General features: G+C 66.4%; 12 protein-coding genes. 5 read left to right on the top strand and 7 right to left on the bottom strand.

All coding sequences use genetic code 11. The features are described from left to right. Positions 1–41 precede the first annotated feature (41 nt). The gene (locus AC1DYS_RS15890; RefSeq protein ID WP_477900757.1) at positions 42–425 is read right to left on the bottom strand and encodes a hypothetical protein; all 384 of its coding nucleotides are present in this window, start codon (positions 423–425) and stop codon (positions 42–44) included. 117 nt (positions 426–542) lie between these two features. On the opposite strand from AC1DYS_RS15890, the gene AC1DYS_RS15885 reads away from it, so the two are divergent. After that, complete coding sequence (locus AC1DYS_RS15885) at positions 543–920, top strand: cupin domain-containing protein (protein ID WP_477900755.1); 378 nt, start codon at positions 543–545, stop codon at positions 918–920. A 118-nt stretch (positions 921–1,038) separates the two neighbouring features. Here AC1DYS_RS15885 and AC1DYS_RS15880 read toward each other — a convergent pair whose 3' ends face one another. Then, complete coding sequence (locus AC1DYS_RS15880; RefSeq protein WP_477900753.1) at positions 1,039–3,141, bottom strand: LamG-like jellyroll fold domain-containing protein; 2,103 nt, start codon at positions 3,139–3,141, stop codon at positions 1,039–1,041. 253 nt (positions 3,142–3,394) lie between these two features. Between AC1DYS_RS15880 and AC1DYS_RS15875 the strand changes: the two genes are divergently transcribed. Next, the gene (locus AC1DYS_RS15875; RefSeq protein WP_477900751.1) at positions 3,395–5,599 is read left to right on the top strand and encodes a copper-transporting P-type ATPase; all 2,205 of its coding nucleotides are present in this window, start codon (positions 3,395–3,397) and stop codon (positions 5,597–5,599) included. Positions 5,600–5,645: 46 nt separating this feature from the next. Here the strand turns inward: AC1DYS_RS15875 and AC1DYS_RS15870 are convergent, their stop codons facing one another. Genes AC1DYS_RS15870 through AC1DYS_RS15860 form a run of 3 tightly spaced genes read right to left on the bottom strand, consistent with a single transcriptional unit; the run spans position 5,646 to position 7,426 of the window. Beyond that, complete coding sequence (locus AC1DYS_RS15870) at positions 5,646–5,822, bottom strand: hypothetical protein (protein ID WP_477900749.1); 177 nt, start codon at positions 5,820–5,822, stop codon at positions 5,646–5,648. A gap of 28 nt (positions 5,823–5,850) precedes the next feature. Then, a complete protein-coding gene (locus tag AC1DYS_RS15865; protein ID WP_477900747.1) occupies positions 5,851–6,759 on the bottom strand; it encodes a glycosyltransferase family 2 protein in 909 nt (302 codons plus the stop codon). Next, complete coding sequence (locus tag AC1DYS_RS15860) at positions 6,749–7,426, bottom strand: PIG-L deacetylase family protein (RefSeq protein ID WP_477900745.1); 678 nt, start codon at positions 7,424–7,426, stop codon at positions 6,749–6,751. The genes AC1DYS_RS15865 and AC1DYS_RS15860 overlap by 11 nt, the downstream gene beginning before the upstream one ends. 171 nt (positions 7,427–7,597) lie before the next feature. On the opposite strand from AC1DYS_RS15860, the gene AC1DYS_RS15855 reads away from it, so the two are divergent. The 3 genes from AC1DYS_RS15855 to AC1DYS_RS15845 all read left to right on the top strand — a co-directional run bounded on the left by AC1DYS_RS15855 (position 7,598) and on the right by AC1DYS_RS15845 (position 12,017). After that, positions 7,598–8,830, top strand: coding sequence for a PQQ-dependent sugar dehydrogenase (locus AC1DYS_RS15855; protein WP_477900743.1), 1,233 nt, complete (start codon positions 7,598–7,600; stop codon positions 8,828–8,830). A 103-nt stretch (positions 8,831–8,933) separates the two neighbouring features. Then, positions 8,934–10,973: an ATP-dependent zinc metalloprotease FtsH gene (ftsH, locus tag AC1DYS_RS15850; RefSeq protein ID WP_477900741.1), complete on the top strand. Its 2,040-nt coding sequence runs from the start codon at positions 8,934–8,936 to the stop codon at positions 10,971–10,973. An 18-nt stretch (positions 10,974–10,991) separates the two neighbouring features. Beyond that, on the top strand, positions 10,992–12,017 hold the full coding sequence (locus AC1DYS_RS15845) for a ribonuclease Z (protein ID WP_477900739.1): 1,026 nt from the start codon (positions 10,992–10,994) through the stop codon (positions 12,015–12,017). Positions 12,018–12,085: 68 nt separating this feature from the next. Here AC1DYS_RS15845 and AC1DYS_RS15840 read toward each other — a convergent pair whose 3' ends face one another. Beyond that, entirely contained in the window at positions 12,086–13,510 is a 1,425-nt protein-coding gene (locus tag AC1DYS_RS15840; protein ID WP_477900737.1) for a glycoside hydrolase family 43 protein, read from the bottom strand. Positions 13,511–13,950: 440 nt separating this feature from the next. After that, positions 13,951–16,443, bottom strand: coding sequence for an alginate lyase family protein (locus AC1DYS_RS15835; protein WP_477900735.1), 2,493 nt, complete (start codon positions 16,441–16,443; stop codon positions 13,951–13,953). Positions 16,444–16,632 lie beyond the last annotated feature (189 nt).

Below are 16,632 nucleotides of genomic sequence, written 5' to 3'. Positions count from 1 at the left end.
CTTCAGCGTGATCTTCGCGCGGTGCTCCGGTCGTGCCTTGCTCACGCGCCCCGCGTGAAGTCGGGCAGGCCGGGCGAGCTGGCGTACGGGCTGTCTTGCGAGGTCGACTGGAACTGGTTGTCGGCTCGGCTGTCGCCCGTCGTTTGGGCAACGCCCTTGGCTTGCAGGCGTTCGGCGGCGTTCGGCGATTCGGTGCCGGACATCATGGCGGCAGGCGTTGCCGATGTGCTTGCCGATGTGCTGGCCGGTGCGTCGGCCCGTGGGCTGGCGACGGACGACGGTTGGTCGTCGGGCGCCGGCATGGCACCGGTGGTGGCGCCGGCAGACGGGCCGGACAGCAAGCCCGTGCCGCGCCGGCTCTTGATGTACAGGTTGGCGACGATGCCGGTGAAGGCGAATGTCAGCACAAGGCGGGTGAGCGTCATGGGGTCTCCTTTAGTGCAGTAGCAGACGGATATACGCTGCTCAGCAATCGAGAGGCCCGCCAAGGTGCTTGGGCACCGCGTATGCCCGTTTCACTCGACCTTCCTACGGAGAACGACATGGCCCTGCCCCACGCCCAGCTGCTCGACGTCATCCACATCGGCCCGCTTGGCCCGGCGCTGCACGACGCCGTCAGCACCAGCCTGCTGAAAACCGAGCGCCTGCAGCTGCTGCACCTGGTGCTGCCGGCGCGGCGCGACCAGCCGGAGCATCACGTTGACGACGAGTGCACGATCCATTGCCTCGAAGGCGACGTCGAAGTGCGCATGCCCAGCGGCTCACGCCGGCTCGGGCCCGGGCAGCTGGTGGTGCTGCCGGCCCGGCAGCGGCATTCGCTCAGCGCCCGCGTCGACTCGGCCGTGCTGATGACGCTGCTGCTGCAGACCGGCGATGCGGGTGATGGCGGCAGCAATGGCGGTGGCGTGCCGCCGACCTAGGGCTGCGGCTCCGTCAGGCCGGCACCGCTCGTTGCCGGTTCGGATGGGCCGGTCCGGCAATAGTTGCAGCAACGCCAGCCGATCCCAGAACGGCTGGCGCACATCGTCGCCGGCGGCTTCAGCCCTTGCGGGCAGTGAGCCACTTGTCCGCGGCCAGCGGCTCGCTGCAGATGCGAATCTCGCCAATGTTGCCGAGATAGCCATTCGACGGCGTGTTGGCGTAGACCCCACCGCCCACGATCATGCGATCGGTCGCACTGCTGACGGCGATGCCGTTGGTGTTCGACACGTTGCGCAGGATGGGCGCGCCCTCGACGTACATGATGGTGTCGTTCTGTGCAGGGTCATTGACGATCGCCACGTGGATCCAGCGCTCGGCAATGATCTCGCCCGAGAAATTGGCCGCCGGCGACTTGGTGCCCGCGGTGCTCGGGGTCACTTCCCACTGCACCTCTCGCAGGCTCGAGATGGCAAAGATGAGCGCGCTCTCGTCGCCGTCGGTGCCTGCATCGATGCCGCTGACGTCGCCACGGCGCCCCTCGCGCTCCATGATGTTCATCCACGCGTTGTTGCTCGCCGTCCAGTTGGCGGGGATCTTCAGGAACGCCTCGACGGTGTAGCCGGCGTTGAAGGTCAGTGCGTTCAGCGGCGCATTGGTGTCGGTGGCAAAAGAACTCATCCGCAGCGGCGAGTTGACCGAGTTGGCAAAGCGCACGCTGCCGGGGGCCGCCGACAGGTAGTGGTGGTCGCTCGACCACGTGAGATCGGCCTCCTGCGCAGCGCCGCCTTGGGCAAGCGGCTGACGCGAGATCGGGTTGGCGCCTGCTTCGTCGTTGATGACCTGGCCCGCCGGCACCACTGCGCCGTCTGCGCCGCCGAAGAAGCGCCAATGGGCCACGGTGGACGCGACCACCGGGTAGTCGGCGGTGTTCGCTGCCGGCGCCTTGGTGTTGGCAGCCGGCTCAGTGAAGTTGGCAAGCAACGCAGCCTTGGCGCGCTCGTTGATTGGCGCGTTGGCGGCCGATGGCACGGTGAACTTCGGGTTGAAGCGCGAGAAGCGCTGCTTGAAGTCGATGTCGATCTCGAACTGGTGGTTCGCGTCGGTCAGCACGGCCACGTCGAACTCGTTGAGCGTGTCGGTGGGCTTCTGCGTGACCCACGGCGACAAGGACAGCACCTTGATCTTGTTGTGCGTGAGGTCGAACTCGTACAGGCGAAGGAGTCCATTGCCGCCCATGTAGGCCATCTGGTAGTCGACGACCATCTCTTCGACGGCGTTGCCGAAGTCGTTGATCTTGGTAAGACGCGCACCACCGTGGTAGTGGCCGTTCAGGGTCATGAAGATCTGGTCGTTGTCGCGGATGAGCTTGTCCCAGAGCATCAGCCCGTAGGGCACTTCCAGCGGGCTGACACCGTCGGCCGCGATGTTGAGCAGCTGGTGCGTCGACAAGATGGTCGGCAGCGTCGGGTGCTTGGCCAGCACGCCGCGCGCCCAGGTGATCGCCGCATCGGAGGCGCGCCACGACATCGACAACACCATGAAGGCGTTGCCGTCGACGTTGAACACGTGGTACTCATGGAAGCCTGACGGGTCTCTGCCGCCGAAGGTCGCCTGCTGCTGCGCCCGCGTGGTCGGGAAGGTCTGCAGGTACGGCTCCTTGGCGAGGTTGCGCTGCGCATCCGTGTTGGCCGACTGGCTGCTCGCGTCGACATAGTCCACGTCGGAAATCACGTCGTGATTGCCCGCCAAGATGGAGTAAGGCATCTTGGCCGACTCGAGCACCTTCATCGCCGAGTCGGCAACCTGCCATTGCAAGGGCTTGCTCTGCTGATCGACCACGTCGCCGAGGTGGATCGTGAACGGGATGTGCAGCGCGGCCGCGTTGTCGGCGATCCACTTCGTCTGCGCGATGTAAGGCGTCGAGCCGTACTTGCGCTGGAACTGCAGGTTCTCGTCGGTCGTCGCGTAGCGCGAGTAGAACTGCGTATCGGGCAACACGGCCAGCGCGAAGCTCGACACCTTGGCCGCTGCCTGGCTGCCATCGGTGTCGGCTCCGCTGGCGTCGTCGCCGCCACCACACGCCGCAAGCAGCGCAGAGCCACCCATCGACAGACCCAGGCCCGCGCGTAGCAAAAATCTGCGCTGGCGATCGGGCAGGCCTTCGAGTTCACGCACTGAGGAGATGGAGGACGGCGTGGCGCTCAGATTCTTGGATGACATGGACATTTCTTCGGAAGATGAAACGCACGAGCTTGCCGAAGCGAGATGTCATCCGTGTGGCGGCTGCATGACCGTTGATGCTGCGGCGCTGACGGGAACATGAACTCGAAACCCACGCCGTGCCGACCCATCGACCTCGTTTCCCCTTTTGCATGAGTGAGCTCACTTGACCTTCCCACGATCGGAAGGTCTATCGTTTCAAGCGTCGTCTCCTTCGCGCCGAGGGCACCTCGAACACAAACGGAGCGCAGACATGCAGACCCACGAAGCCCACACAGACCACACGCATCACCACCATGCGGGTTCCGCCCCGGCGACGGCCGCACCCGCCGAGGCCGGCACCGTCTACACCTGCCCAATGCACCCGGAGATCCGCCAGGACCACCCCGGCAACTGCCCCAAGTGCGGCATGACGCTGGAGCCGGTGCTGCCTGCCCTCGGCGACGAAGAGAACCCTGAACTGGCGGACTTCAAACGCCGCTTCTGGTGGACGCTGCCCTTGACCCTGGTGGCGACCGTGCTCGCCATGTTCGGGCACCGCCTCGGCTGGTTCGACATGGCGCGGCAGAGCTGGATCGAACTCGTGCTGACGCTGCCCATCGCCTTGTGGGCCGGCTGGCCCTTCTTCGTGCGTGGTGCGCAGTCGGTCGCGAACCGCAGCCCCAACATGTGGACCCTGATCAGCCTCGGCACGGGCGCAGCCTTTCTGTACAGCGTGGTCGCCACCGTGGCGCCGCAGCTCTTTCCTGCCTCGTTCATGTCGATGGGGCGCGTGGCGGTGTACTTCGAAGCCGCGGCGGTGATCATCTCGCTGACGCTGCTCGGGCAGATGCTGGAACTGAAGGCTCGCTCGCAGACCTCGGCGGCCATCAAGTCGCTGCTCGGCCTCGCACCGAAGACGGCACGCCGCATCGAGCCCGATGGCAGCGAGGGCGACGTGCCGCTGTCCCACGTGCACGTGGGCGACCTGCTGCGCGTGCGGCCCGGCGAGAAGGTGCCAGTCGACGGCGTGGTGGTCGAAGGCAGCAGCTCGCTCGATGAATCCATGCTCACCGGCGAACCGCTGCCGGTCACGAAGCGCCCGGGCGACAAGTTGATCGGCGCCACGATGAACACCAGCGGCGCGCTCGTCATGCGCTCGGAGCACGTCGGCTCGTCGACCGTGCTGGCCCAGATTGTCCAGATGGTCGCGATGGCGCAGCGCTCGCGGGCGCCGATGCAGCGCATGGCCGACACCGTGGCCGGCTACTTCGTCATCGGCGTGGTGAGCATCGCCATCCTCACCTTCTTCGGCTGGGGCATCTTCGGGCCTTCTGGCGTCGGCGGGTCGAGCTGGGTCTATGGCCTCATCAATGCCGTGGCGGTGTTGATCATTGCGTGCCCGTGTGCGCTGGGCCTGGCGACGCCCATGTCCATCATGGTGGCCACGGGCCGCGGCGCCACCAGCGGGGTGCTGTTTCGCGATGCCGCTGCCATAGAGAACCTGCGCAAGATCGACACGCTCATCGTCGACAAGACCGGCACGCTCACCGAAGGCCGGCCGAGCTTCGAGCGTGCCGTCGCCGCAGAAGGCGTGACGGAAGACGAGGTGCTGCGCCTCGCCGCCAGCCTCGACCAGGGCAGCGAACACCCGCTCGCCGCAGCCATCGTCACGGCCGCCAAGGAGCGCGGGCTCTCGCTCGACAAGCCGGAGCAGTTCGATTCCGAATCGGGCATCGGCGTGCGCGGCATGGTCGCCGGCAAATCGCTGGCACTGGGCAATACGGCGTTGATGGAGCAGTTGGGCGTCGAGGTGTCGGCCTTGTCGGCGCCGGCCGAAGCGCTGCGCGCGCAAGGCGCGAGCGTGATGCACCTGGCGGTCGACAAGAAACTGTTTGGCCTGCTGGCGGTGTCCGACCCCGTCAAGGCGACCACGCCGGATGCACTCGCTTCATTGCGCAAGGCCGGCCTGCGCGTCGTGATGGCCACCGGCGACGGCCTGACGACGGCGCAAGCTGTGGGCCGGCGCCTGGGCATCGACGAAGTGCACGGCGAGGTCAAGCCGGCCGACAAGCTCAAGCTGGTCGAGACGTTGAAGGCCGAAGGCCGCACCGTCGCAATGGCGGGCGATGGCATCAACGACGCCCCGGCCCTGGCGCGTGCGGACGTGGGCATCGCGATGGGCACCGGTACCGACGTCGCGATGAACAGCGCGCAGCTCACGCTCGTCAAGGGCGACCTGCGCGGCATCGCCACGGCACGGGGCTTGTCGGTCGCGACCGTGGCCAACATGAAGCAGAACCTGGCCTTCGCCTTCGTCTACAACGCGCTCGGCGTGCCGCTGGCCGCGGGGCTGCTGTACCCGTTCACCGGCTGGCTGCTGTCACCCATGATCGCCGCACTGGCGATGAGCCTGAGCTCGGCGTCGGTGATCAGCAATGCGCTGCGCCTGCGCCGCGCAGACATCGGCCCCGACTGAATGCCCGCGAGCCATTCGCTCGGTGACGCGGGCTCGTCATCCCGGGTCACCCACAGGGCGATTGCCATTCGCGCAGTTCTTGCGCCAACACGGTATGGCGGTCGCGCTCGGCGCGCTCGATCAGCGCGAACACGTTGTCGTCGTTGACGAACTCGTGGCCGAGCCCCTGGGTGAGCTTCTCGTAGATCTGGTCGATGGACAGCTGCTCGTCGGTCTGGGGCATGCGGTACTCCTGAGGTGTGTCCATGGAATCAGCAAGGCTCGTTCCCGTGCCCATGCTTCCGGGCTCGCGTGCGCATGCCGAGAACCCTGCCGACCATCGCGCTGACCCTCGGCGGCACCACGACCCGCTCTCGCAAGACCCACGGCAAACCGGCAAGCGCCTCGCGCAGCACCGGCTGCAGCATGCCGGTGCGCGCGATGTCGCGGAACATGCGCAGACTGAAGCGGCCGGCAATGGCCACCGGCAGCCGCATCCACACGATCCACAGGCGGTTGCGTGAGGCCACGATGTGGCGCCGCGTCGGGTCACGCGCGGTCGGTGACGGGTGGTGGTGGGTGACAACGTCGTGCGCGTAGACGATGTGCCAGCCCCGCGCCGGGAAATGGAGCGCCATCAACCATTCTTCGGCGCCCAGAAAGAAGCGCGGCTCGTAGCCACCCACCGCATGGAATGCGGCCGTGCGCATCACCACGGCACCAGCCATGAAACCGATCAACGCCGGCCCTGGCAGCCCACTCGAATCGAGCGGGCTGTGGACCATCGCGTCACAGGCAGGGTCTTCGCGCTCGGCCTCGCCGACCAGCACGCGGGCAGACAGCGCGGCCACGCCGTGGTGAGCATCGAGCAGGTCCGCCGCGCGTCGCAAGGCCCCAGGCGCCCACCAGGTGTCGTCGTCGCAAAAGGCGACGTATGGCGTGCGCACGAGCGCCACGCCGGCATTGCGGCCCGCTGCGCCGCGGTTCTGTTCGCATCGCACCGCTTCGACTTGTGGGTGGTCTCTGAGCACGAGCTCCACGCTGCCGGGCTGCGACGCGTTGTCGACGACGATCACCTGCGGCTGCTCGGGCAGCGCCATCAGCCGACGCAGCATGCGCGCCAGTTCATCGGGCCGCTCATGCGTCAGCACGACGACGCTGATGCGTGGATCAGCGGTCATCATCGCCCTCCTCTTCGGGAACGAGAAGCCAGCAGCGTTCCGGTTCGGCGGCGTCGTCCAGGCCGTGCGGCCCGAACGTGCGCACCTGGCTCGCATACGCCTGCACGGCCTCTGCCTTCAGCGCAGCAGAACCCGTCAGGGCGGTAAGCCGAATCGGCGTGGCACGCAACTGCGCATTCGCGAACTCGGCGAGCCGCCGCTGCAGCAGGCCAGGCATGCCGCGGTACAGCGCGTCCTCGTACACCCACGTCTCGACGCCGGGCAGATTCGGCAGAACGGCGCGGACGGCATCGTGCACGCGCCTGTGGTCACTGTGGAACAGCCCCATGGGATACAGCAGGCGCTGCGGCCGCAAGGCTTTCACGGCGAGCAGCAGCGCATTGCGCAGGGTTTCGGCATCACACGCCTGCCCGTATTGGTCATCGGAGAACGACAGCCAATGCGGCTCGGCACCGAGCAGCCGGAGTGCCCGCGCATCTTCGGCCCGCCGCTGCGTGATCGCATCACGGGCACTCGCGAAGCCACAGCGGGCGTCCCAGTCGGTGAGCCGATCGGCATCGTCGGGCGTGCCTGCGAAAACCGTCAGAACCACGCTGCCCGGAGAGGCAGCAAGCAGCTGGCCGCAGCCGAGTGCGGCGTCGTCAAGGTGTGGCGAGATGACCAGCATGCTGTCGATGGGAGGCACTCGCGTCGGATTCCTCCTGGTCATTCACGCGCAGCAACCGACATGCCGCACGGTCGTCGTTCGAACCGGGTTGCCGGAGCCAGGGGCGGCCRCAAATCGCGAAGCCGGTACGCCAATTGCCGAGTCGTGTGCTACTCGACAAGGAGACTTTCCATGCGCATCAATCCCCTCTGGATCGCCGTCATCGGCGCCGCAACGGCCGCCCTCTCTCCCAGTGCGTGGCCGCAACAGCAGCATGAGACCGACCGCGCGCTCGTGCACCGCGACACGCCGGCCCAGGGCGCATTCAGCGAAGCGATCGTGCGCAGGCTGCGGGTGCAGCCGGGGTTCCGCGTCGACGTGTGGGCGAGCGGACTCGGCCACCCGCGCATGATCGAAGTCGCGAGCGACGGCACTGCTTACGTGACGCGGCGCGATGAAGGCGACGTGCTCGTACTGCGCGACAGCGATGGCGACGGCCGTGCCGACCAGCGCGGCGTCTTCGCGAGCAAGCTGCCGAACGTGCACGGCGTGGCCTTGCACAACGGCTTCGTGTACCTCGCCTCATCCACCACCGTGTGGCGCACGCCGCGCGACGTGGCGGCGCCACAGGCCATCATCACCGGCCTGCCAGACGGCGGGCAGCACGGCAACCGCATGGTTCGCTTCGGCCCGGACGGAATGATGTACGTGTCGGTCGGCAGCAGCTGCAACGACTGTGCCGAACAGAATCAGCTCGAGCGCGCCACGATGATCCGCTACACGCCGGACGGCCAGCAGCGCGAGATCATCGCCAACGGCTTGCGCAACACCATCGGCTACGACTGGAACCCCGCCACCGGCGTCTTGTGGGGCATGGACCACGGCTCCGACTTCCGCGGCGACCGCACGCCACCGGAAGAACTCAACCGCATCGAGGCCGGCAAGAACTACGGTTGGCCGATCTGCTTTGCGGAGCGCCGTGTCGACGACATGACCAACGCGCCTCCGTCGCGCATGGCCCTGAAACCCGGCCAGGCGGAACCCATCGGCATGCCGATGTCGCGCGAGGACTACTGCGCGAAGACGGAGCCTTCGGTGCTGACCACGCAGGCGCATTCAGCGCCGATGGCCATGCGCTTCTATGTCGGCCAGCGCTTCCCGCAGCACTTCAGGAACGATGCGTTCGTCGCGATGCGCGGCTCGTGGAACCGCGACGACCCGGCCGGCTACAAGATCGTGCGGGTGCAGTTCGACCGCAATGGCGAGCCGCGCGGGTTCGACGATTTCGTCACTGGCTTCATCGACGAGCGCGACGCGGTGGCCTACGCGAGGCCGGTCGGCATTGCCTACACACCCGACGGGGCCATGCTCGTGACGGACGACTGGAACGGAGCGATCTACCGCATCTCTTACGTCGGGCACTGACCGTGATGGGGCTGAAGGCCTTGCAGTACGTTCGCGCCGGATCGGTAATCACCGGTCCGACGGCATCACGCAGACGCCTTGGCGTTGACGGCCGGAGCAGACGATGAAGCGGTGGGCGCCCTGGGCCACAGGCCAGCCGGACGGGCCCACACGCGGCAGCAAGGGCAGCAGCACCAACGACAAGAATGCCGATGCGGCACGCGTTCCACCGCGCAGGATGTGGTGGACCTTCGTGTTGATCCTGCTGATCAACTACCTGGTGGTGCGCTCGCTGTTCCCTGACGCCGACGCGCCGGTCACCGTGCCCTACACCGTCTTCAAGGAGCAGGTCGCCAAGGGCAACGTGCGGGCCATCTACAGCCAGGGCGTGAGCATCGAGGGCCGCTTCATCGAAGCGGTGCCGTGGCCGCCACCGGGGCACGAGAGCACGGCACGCGCTGCGTCCGCGCCGCCGTGGGTCACGGCGCGCACACCCGAGCCGGCCGAGACCTTCATGACGACGCTGCCGGCGTTCGTCGACCCGGGACTCGAAGACTTCCTGATCGACCACAAGGTCGAGATCAGCGCGGTGCCGATACGCACCGGCGGCGGGCTCGGCTCCTTCCTGCTCGGCTTCGGCCCGGCGATCCTCATCATCGCGTTCTACGTGTGGCTGTACCGGCGTGCCAGCCAGCAAGGCGGCGGCCTCGGCGGCGCGTTGATGGGCATCGGCAAGAGCAAGGCGCGCCGTTATGACCAGGATGCTGAGAACCGCGTGACCTTCGGCGACGTGGCCGGCATCGACGAGGCGGAAAACGAGCTGGTCGAGATCGTCGACTTCCTGAAGGCGCCGGAGCAGTACACCCGGCTCGGCGGCACTGCCCCCAAGGGCGTGCTGCTGGTGGGCGCGCCGGGCACCGGCAAGACACTGCTGGCCCGGGCCGTCGCCGGCGAGGCGGGCGTGCCCTTCTTCTCGATGAGCGCCGCCGAGTTCGTGGAGATGATCGTCGGCGTGGGCGCGGCGCGCGTGCGCGACCTCTTCAGGCAGGCGCGCGAGAGCGCCCCGGCCATCATCTTCATCGACGAGATCGACTCGATCGGCCGCGCACGCGGCCCGACGGCGATCGGCGGCGTGGGCGAACAGGAGCAGACGCTGAACCAGATCCTCACCGAGATGGACGGCTTCTCGGGCCGCGAAGGCATCATCGTGCTCGCCGCCACCAACCAGCCTGACGTGCTCGACCGCGCGCTGCTGCGACCGGGCCGCTTCGACCGCCGGGTGGTGGTGAACCTGCCCGACCGCGTGGGCCGCGAAGCGATTCTGAAGGTGCACACGCGCAAGGTGCCGTTGGCGCAGGGCGTCGATCTCGGCGAACTCGCCGCGTCGACACCGGGGCTCTCGGGTGCCGACCTGAAGAACCTCGTCAACGAGGCGGCGCTGCTGGCCGCGCGCCGCAAGCAGAACGAGGTGCGGCAGAAAGACTTTCTCGACGCGCTGGAGAAGATCGTGCTTGGGCCCGAACGGCCGCTGCTGCTCACGCAAGAAGACCGCGAACGCATCGCGTATCACGAGAGCGGCCATGCCATCCTCGGCCTCGTGGTGCCGGGCGCGGACCCGGTGCACCGCGTCACGATCGTGCCGCGTGGCCAGGCACTCGGCGTCACCTACCAGCGCCCGCAGACCGATCGCTACAACTACCCCGAGGGGTACCTGCGGGCACGCATCGTTGGCATGCTCGGGGGCCGGGCGGCCGAAGAACTGGTGTACGGCACCAAGACCACCGGGGCCGAAAGCGACATCGAGCAGGCCACGCGGCTGGCCCGCAACATGGTCACGCGATGGGGCATGAGCGACAAGCTCGGCATGGTGGAGCTGGCGCCGCGCGACAACCCCTACCTGGGCATCGGGGGCTCATATGGAGCGGCGCGCCCCTTCGGCGAAGAAACGGCACGCCTCATCGACGCCGAGGTGCAACGCATCATCCACGAGAGCCACGACGAGGCGAAACGCCTGCTGCGCGAGCACCGGCAGCAGCTCGACGCCTTGGTGCGCGCGCTGCTGGAACGCGAGACGCTGGGCGAGCAGGAGATCCTCGATGTCACCGGCCTGCCGCCTGCACCGGCGCTGTTGAACCAGCCATTGACCGCGACAGCGCCGGCTTAGCGGCGCGCGCCGAGCTGCATGCGAACGACGGTCGACACCCGCCTGGTGGACCCGAGCGGCGCCGAGCCGGGCTTGCTGGCCGACCTGCGCGACCGCCGCCGCGCGCTGCTGTTCGACCTCGGCCCCGGCATTGCGCAGCTGGCCGCTCGGGTGCTGTTGCGCACCAGCCATGCGTTCGTGACACACACGCACATGGATCACTTCGCCGGCTTCGACCACTGGCTCGCACTCGGCCTCGGCCGGATGCCACGGCTGGTGCTGTGGGGCGGACCCGGGTTTACCGAGCAGGTTGAGCACAAGCTGCGGGCCTACACCTGGAACGTGGTGCACCGCTATGAAGTGCCGATGACCATCGAGGCCCACGCGCTGGAAGCGGATGGCCGCCATGTGCACGCGCGGTTCAGCAGCCTGCGCCGCTTCGAGCCCGTGGAATCCGCCGAGTCCGACAACACCATCACCCCGGTCGAAAGCGATGTGCTGCTCGACGAACCGCTGGTGCGCGTGCGTGCCCGCGTGGTGGACCACGAGATGGCGGTGCTGGCCTTCGCGCTCGAAGAGAAAGCGCAGGTGCGCGTGGCCGCCGACCGCATCGCCGCGATGGGGCTGACCGCAGACGCGTGGCTGCGCACGCTGAAAGATGCAGTGCTGTTGGGCGCCCCTGACGCCACGCCGATCGACGTGGCCTGGCGCGACCGCCACGGCGCGCACACGCAACAACGCACCGTCGGCGAGCTGCGCCCGGTCGTGCTCGACACGGTGCCGGGCCGGCGCATCGGCTACGTGACCGACCTGCGCTTCACCGAGGCCAACATCGACCAGCTGATGCACTTGCTGGCTGATGTGGACCTGCTGCACATCGAGTCGGTGTTCATGCATGCCGACCGTGACCATGCCTTGCGCAAGAACCACCTGACCGCGCGCCAGGCCGGCGAGATCGCACGCCACCTGCGCGCGCGGCACGTGGTGCCCTTCCACTTCTCACCGCGCTACCGGGGCCGCGAAGTGGAACTGCGCACCGAGCTGTTCGCTGCCTGGAGCGGGTGAAGGTGAAGGGCTAGGAGCTCGCAGGCGAGGATGAGAGCAGGCCGGCGCGCGGCCTGCATGCAGCGGCGTCAGTTGGTCACATGGAAGGTCGCATCGCTGCGGGCGGTCTGGTTGTTGATGACGTCCAGGCGCAGCACGTAGGCGTAGTGGCGGATATAGCGGGTCGAATCGCTGTACGCCTGGAAGGAAGCGGCACCCGTGTCGGCCAACCCTGGTACTTCCTTGAACGTCGCGTCGGCAGCGAACTGCGGCGATCCGTCGTAGGGTGCGAGCTCGAAGACGAAGTTCCTGTGGCGCAGGTAGTAGCCCGGGAAGTTCACCGAGGCGAAGGACACGTAGCCTGAGTTGTTCGCCAGCCCCTTCACCACTCGGAACTTCGAATCGTCCAGCGGCGAGACGTTCTGATCGATGCGCACCGTGGTGAAGCCGGAATGCCGCACATACCGGTCCGGGAAGTTGGAAGACTGGATCCGGTTGATCGGCGTGGTGCCTCCCCACTGCGCGTTCAAGCGGCTCATCTCCGCGGCGCTCAGGTTGAGGATGCCGCCATGCCGCTTGCGGTCCGCGCCCAGGTTGTACGAGCCCGACGGCACGATCTGCCAGTTCTGTGCGCTGCCCAGGTTGATCGAGGTCAGCGGCAGGTAGCCCTTGTTCGCGGCGTACTGGTCGACCCACATGCCCCACTTGTTCTCGCCGTTGAACTTGAAGAGGATGGGACCTTCGACCATCTTGCCCGTCAAGCCGATCTGCGAGAGGTCGCCAATGGTCGTCCAAGAACCCAGCACCGACTGGCTGCCTTCGACGGTGATCTGGCCGTCGCCCGATGCACGCACGTACTTGAAGCCGCCGATGCTGCCCGCGACCTCGATGATCTGCGTGTCGATGATGCCTTGCGTGCCGGGCCGGTCGATGTACATCTGCGGCGCGGTGAAGGTGCGGAAGTCGGTCGTCTTCGCGTAGTAGATGCGCGGCTTGTCGGTGCCGTTGAGCGGCGAGATGGTCGCCCAGTACACGATGTACGCGTTCGATGCCGGGTCCCAGATGGCTTCGGGCGCCCACGCGCAACCTGCATTTGGAATAGCGCCGGCGATATCGACCAGACGCGGCTCGGACCAGTGCACGAGGTCCGTCGATTCCCAGATGACGAGCTTGGTGCTGCCGGAGTGCTGCGCGACGTCCCAGCCCTTGCCGCTGGCGATGCGCAGGTCGGTGGCGAGGATCCAGTACTTGGTGCCGTCAGGGGATCGCACGATGGTGTGGTCGCGCACGCCTTTCTCGCCCACGGTCGACATGAGGACAGGCTGGCTGTTGTTCAGGTCAGACCAATGCAGGCCATCGGTGCTGAGAGACATGTAGGTCTGCTCGCCTTGCGCTGATTCGCCGGTGAAGTGAACCAGCAGATAACCGGCCGACTGCGCCTGCGCACCGCAGAACGCGGCAGCGAGCATGGTTGCGGCAAAGGCCGAACGAATCGATTTCAGAAAAGTTTTCACGAGTGAGTTCCTGTCTCCATGGAAGGCAGCCTTTTTCGTTCGCGCCTCATCTGCAGGCGTTGAGTTGAAAGGCTTGCCCAGTTCCCGTGATCGCAAGTGCAGCGTCGTTCAAAGGACGCACTCACGACTTCACGGGCTCGTTGCTTCTCGCTCATTGGGCGAGTTGGCGACGGCCATGCTAGGGAGGCGTCAGCGTGAGCACCAATCGTTTTTTCTCGTCTTGCGATGCTGGATCGCGCATTCAGGAATGCCCTGACGGACCATCGCAGCTCGGTGAAGACTTCGTGGGAAAAATGATGTAGCGAGAGGCCAAGGTGGCGACGCGCGGGCCCGCGAAATGGCGAGCAGATTTCCCACCCCGCCACCGGCGCTCGACGCGCCGGGACAACTGCGGCCCTAAAGGTGGAACCCCTGTGCCCGTGCCCCTTCGAGCACGGTGTTCACTGCGGCTTGGAAACGAGCAGCTCGAATTCGCCAAGATCCGTGAAGACGACGTCGCCGTTGTTGGCTGTCACGTTGAGTCGGTAGTAGCGGTAGGAGACGGGATTCGCGATCGCGTAAGTCTTCAGCTCGAGGCGTTGGGCGAACGCCTGGTCGCTTTGCGCGTCGAGCGTTGTCCAGGTGGCGCCGTCGTTGGAGCCCTGGAATTGCCAGTCCTTCGGATCGCGGGGGACCACGCCGCCGGCGCTGCGGATGGCATAGCGCTGGACGCGCTCCATGTGGCCGAGGTCATTCTGAAGCCAGCCGGTCGTGCCCTTATAGAACCATCCCGACCCCGTGTTCTGGTCGAAGGCCCTCATGGCGCCGCTCGTGCCCCCGCTGTCGGTTGCGATGCCACCAGTGGCGACGTTCACCATCGGATGAAACGGCGTGGCGCTGTCCGCCGGAGAACTACCGCTCGCTCCAGCGGAGTTGATCGCCGTGACGGTGTAGTAGTAGGTGGTGCCATTGGTCACCGACTTGTCCGTGTAGCTGCTGCCTGTGATGCCTGACGCAATGCTTGCGTATTGGCCGTCGCTTGAGGTGGAGCGCTTGACCGTGTAGCTGGTGGCTCCGAAGGACGCCTGCCAGCGCAGCGGCACGGCGCCATCGCCCGGCGATGCGAGCAGCATGGCGGGCGCCGCAGGGATGACGCTTGGCGCACCGCCGTTGCCGCCAGTGATTTGCACGTTGCTGAACGTCGAGCTGTTCAGGCCCTTGCCGATTGAGGTGACCACCAGCCCGACATAGATCGTGTCGGGAACAGGCGCGTTGATGCGGCCGACATCGGTGGCCGCCCAATTGGTGCCATCGGGAGACACGTAGCCGGTGATGATGTTCCCGATGCGCTCGAGCTTCACCCAGTACGAGGGCGTGGAGCTCGCGATGTCCAGGGCCTTGGTCCCATAGTTCGAGCCGCCATACACCGCAAGTTTCTGCATGTTCTGTTCGACCTGGCCTCGCCCGGAGAGGGCCATCCAGGCGCGGGGAGCGCCTGGTTCCAGGCTTGTTCGCATCATCACGCCCGCCTTTGCGGCCGGACTGGTGTTCTGGACCGACTCGACTTTCGCGATGATGGCGCTGTTGCCGGTGAGGGCCTTGTAGGTGAAGTGGCAGCCGTCTTGTTCGCCCCAGAAGATGTCGTTACCCGCCCCCTGAACCATCCATTTGCCGTTGGCGTAGGTGGCCACGCCGGCTGGGCTCGCGCCCCCGATGTCAGCACTGCTGAACCCCGAGGTGATGGAGGTGGTCGAAGGAATGGGCAGCGCCGGCGGCGCCGTCGCCGTCGAGGTGTCGGAGTCCTTGAGGAACATGAAGCTGCTGCCGTCCACGGGCATCCAGAGGCGTCGCTGCGCGATGAAGGGTGCCTGCAGACCCTTGCGCAGGACGTAGGCGCCGTAAAGCTGAGTGAGCGCGACGCTTCCGCCATTGGCGCCGTTCCAACCGCGATTGGTGACGTCGGAGGTGTAGTAGCGATCGGTGGTGCCGAAAGGCAGGGCTGTCGTCGGAACGAGCTCGTTCACCCGCGCGAAATACTCTCCGGCCGCCAGCAGGCGGTCGTCAAAATCGGAGTAGATGTCGATGCCTTGGCTCCAGAGCGCCTCGGCCAGCATGGTCAGTGACTTGAGCTGCCCATAGGAGTGCCCCTGGTCGCGCAGGTAGTCGCCGAGCATGCCGATGTCGTTGGAATTTCGCAGTCCGATGTGGGCGAGCGTGCGGGTCTGGTAGACGACCTTGTCCAGCAACTCGGTGTCGTCGTTGTAGATCGCCATCAGTCCAAGAGCGGTGAGGGCCAGTGCGCCCTTGTTGGCGGCCCCGTACGAGCTGTCGCCATAAGGGTTGGATGCCGGAATCAGGACGTTCTTGAAGTACTTCTTGACCGTCGCCGTGTCGGCCTCCGTCCAGCCCGGATAGGTGCCGCGCAGGATTTCCGCACCGCCGACGAACGCGGAAGCGTAGTCGCCCAGATCAAGCATCGACTCGCGCCCCGAGAACTCCGTCTGGGTGTTGGCCCACCCGAGCAGCAACTTGCGCGCATTCACCGCATATTGCTCGTTCCGGGTGAAATACCACATCCGCGAGAGGTCCGAGATCGCGACCATGTCGCTGCGCCAAGCATTGAGATTCTCGTCAGGGGCGCGGCTCACCTTCGCGAACGGGCCACCGCGCCCTGCGTAGCTGAGCCTGGACGTGGGACTGTTCGCCAATTGGTTGTAGCCGGACTTCCACGGCTCCTTGCCTTGATCGACGTTCGCCTTGAGCGTCTGGAGATCCGTGAGGGTGAGTCCCGCGCCTGGATGCTTGATAACGCGGACCTGCGGTGAGCCGCCGCTTCCCGCCGCCCCTTCACTCAACGCCGACCCTTCGTTTCCGACCTCCTCGTTACTGCAAGCGATGAGTACGGCGGAAGTCACCAGGAGCAGCGCGCGGGTGAAGTGGGTGGTGTTGAACACGTGAGCGGTCTTTCGTAAGGGCAGATCAATTGCCGTGCCCAGCTCAACATGACGCGGGACGTTTCCTCGCTCCGACATCGTGGTCGGCGCCAACAGTGCGGTTCGTATCGACCGCCACCTGGGCGGCATCGTAAGCGCGCGAGCCCGCGTAGTTATGACGAATGCACGACCGCGGATTCGCGATGTGTG

The organism is Rhizobacter sp. P2_G4, assembly GCF_056403575.1.
Note: the sequence above shows the minus strand (reverse complement) of the source record. Positions and strands in the feature narration are given on the sequence as shown.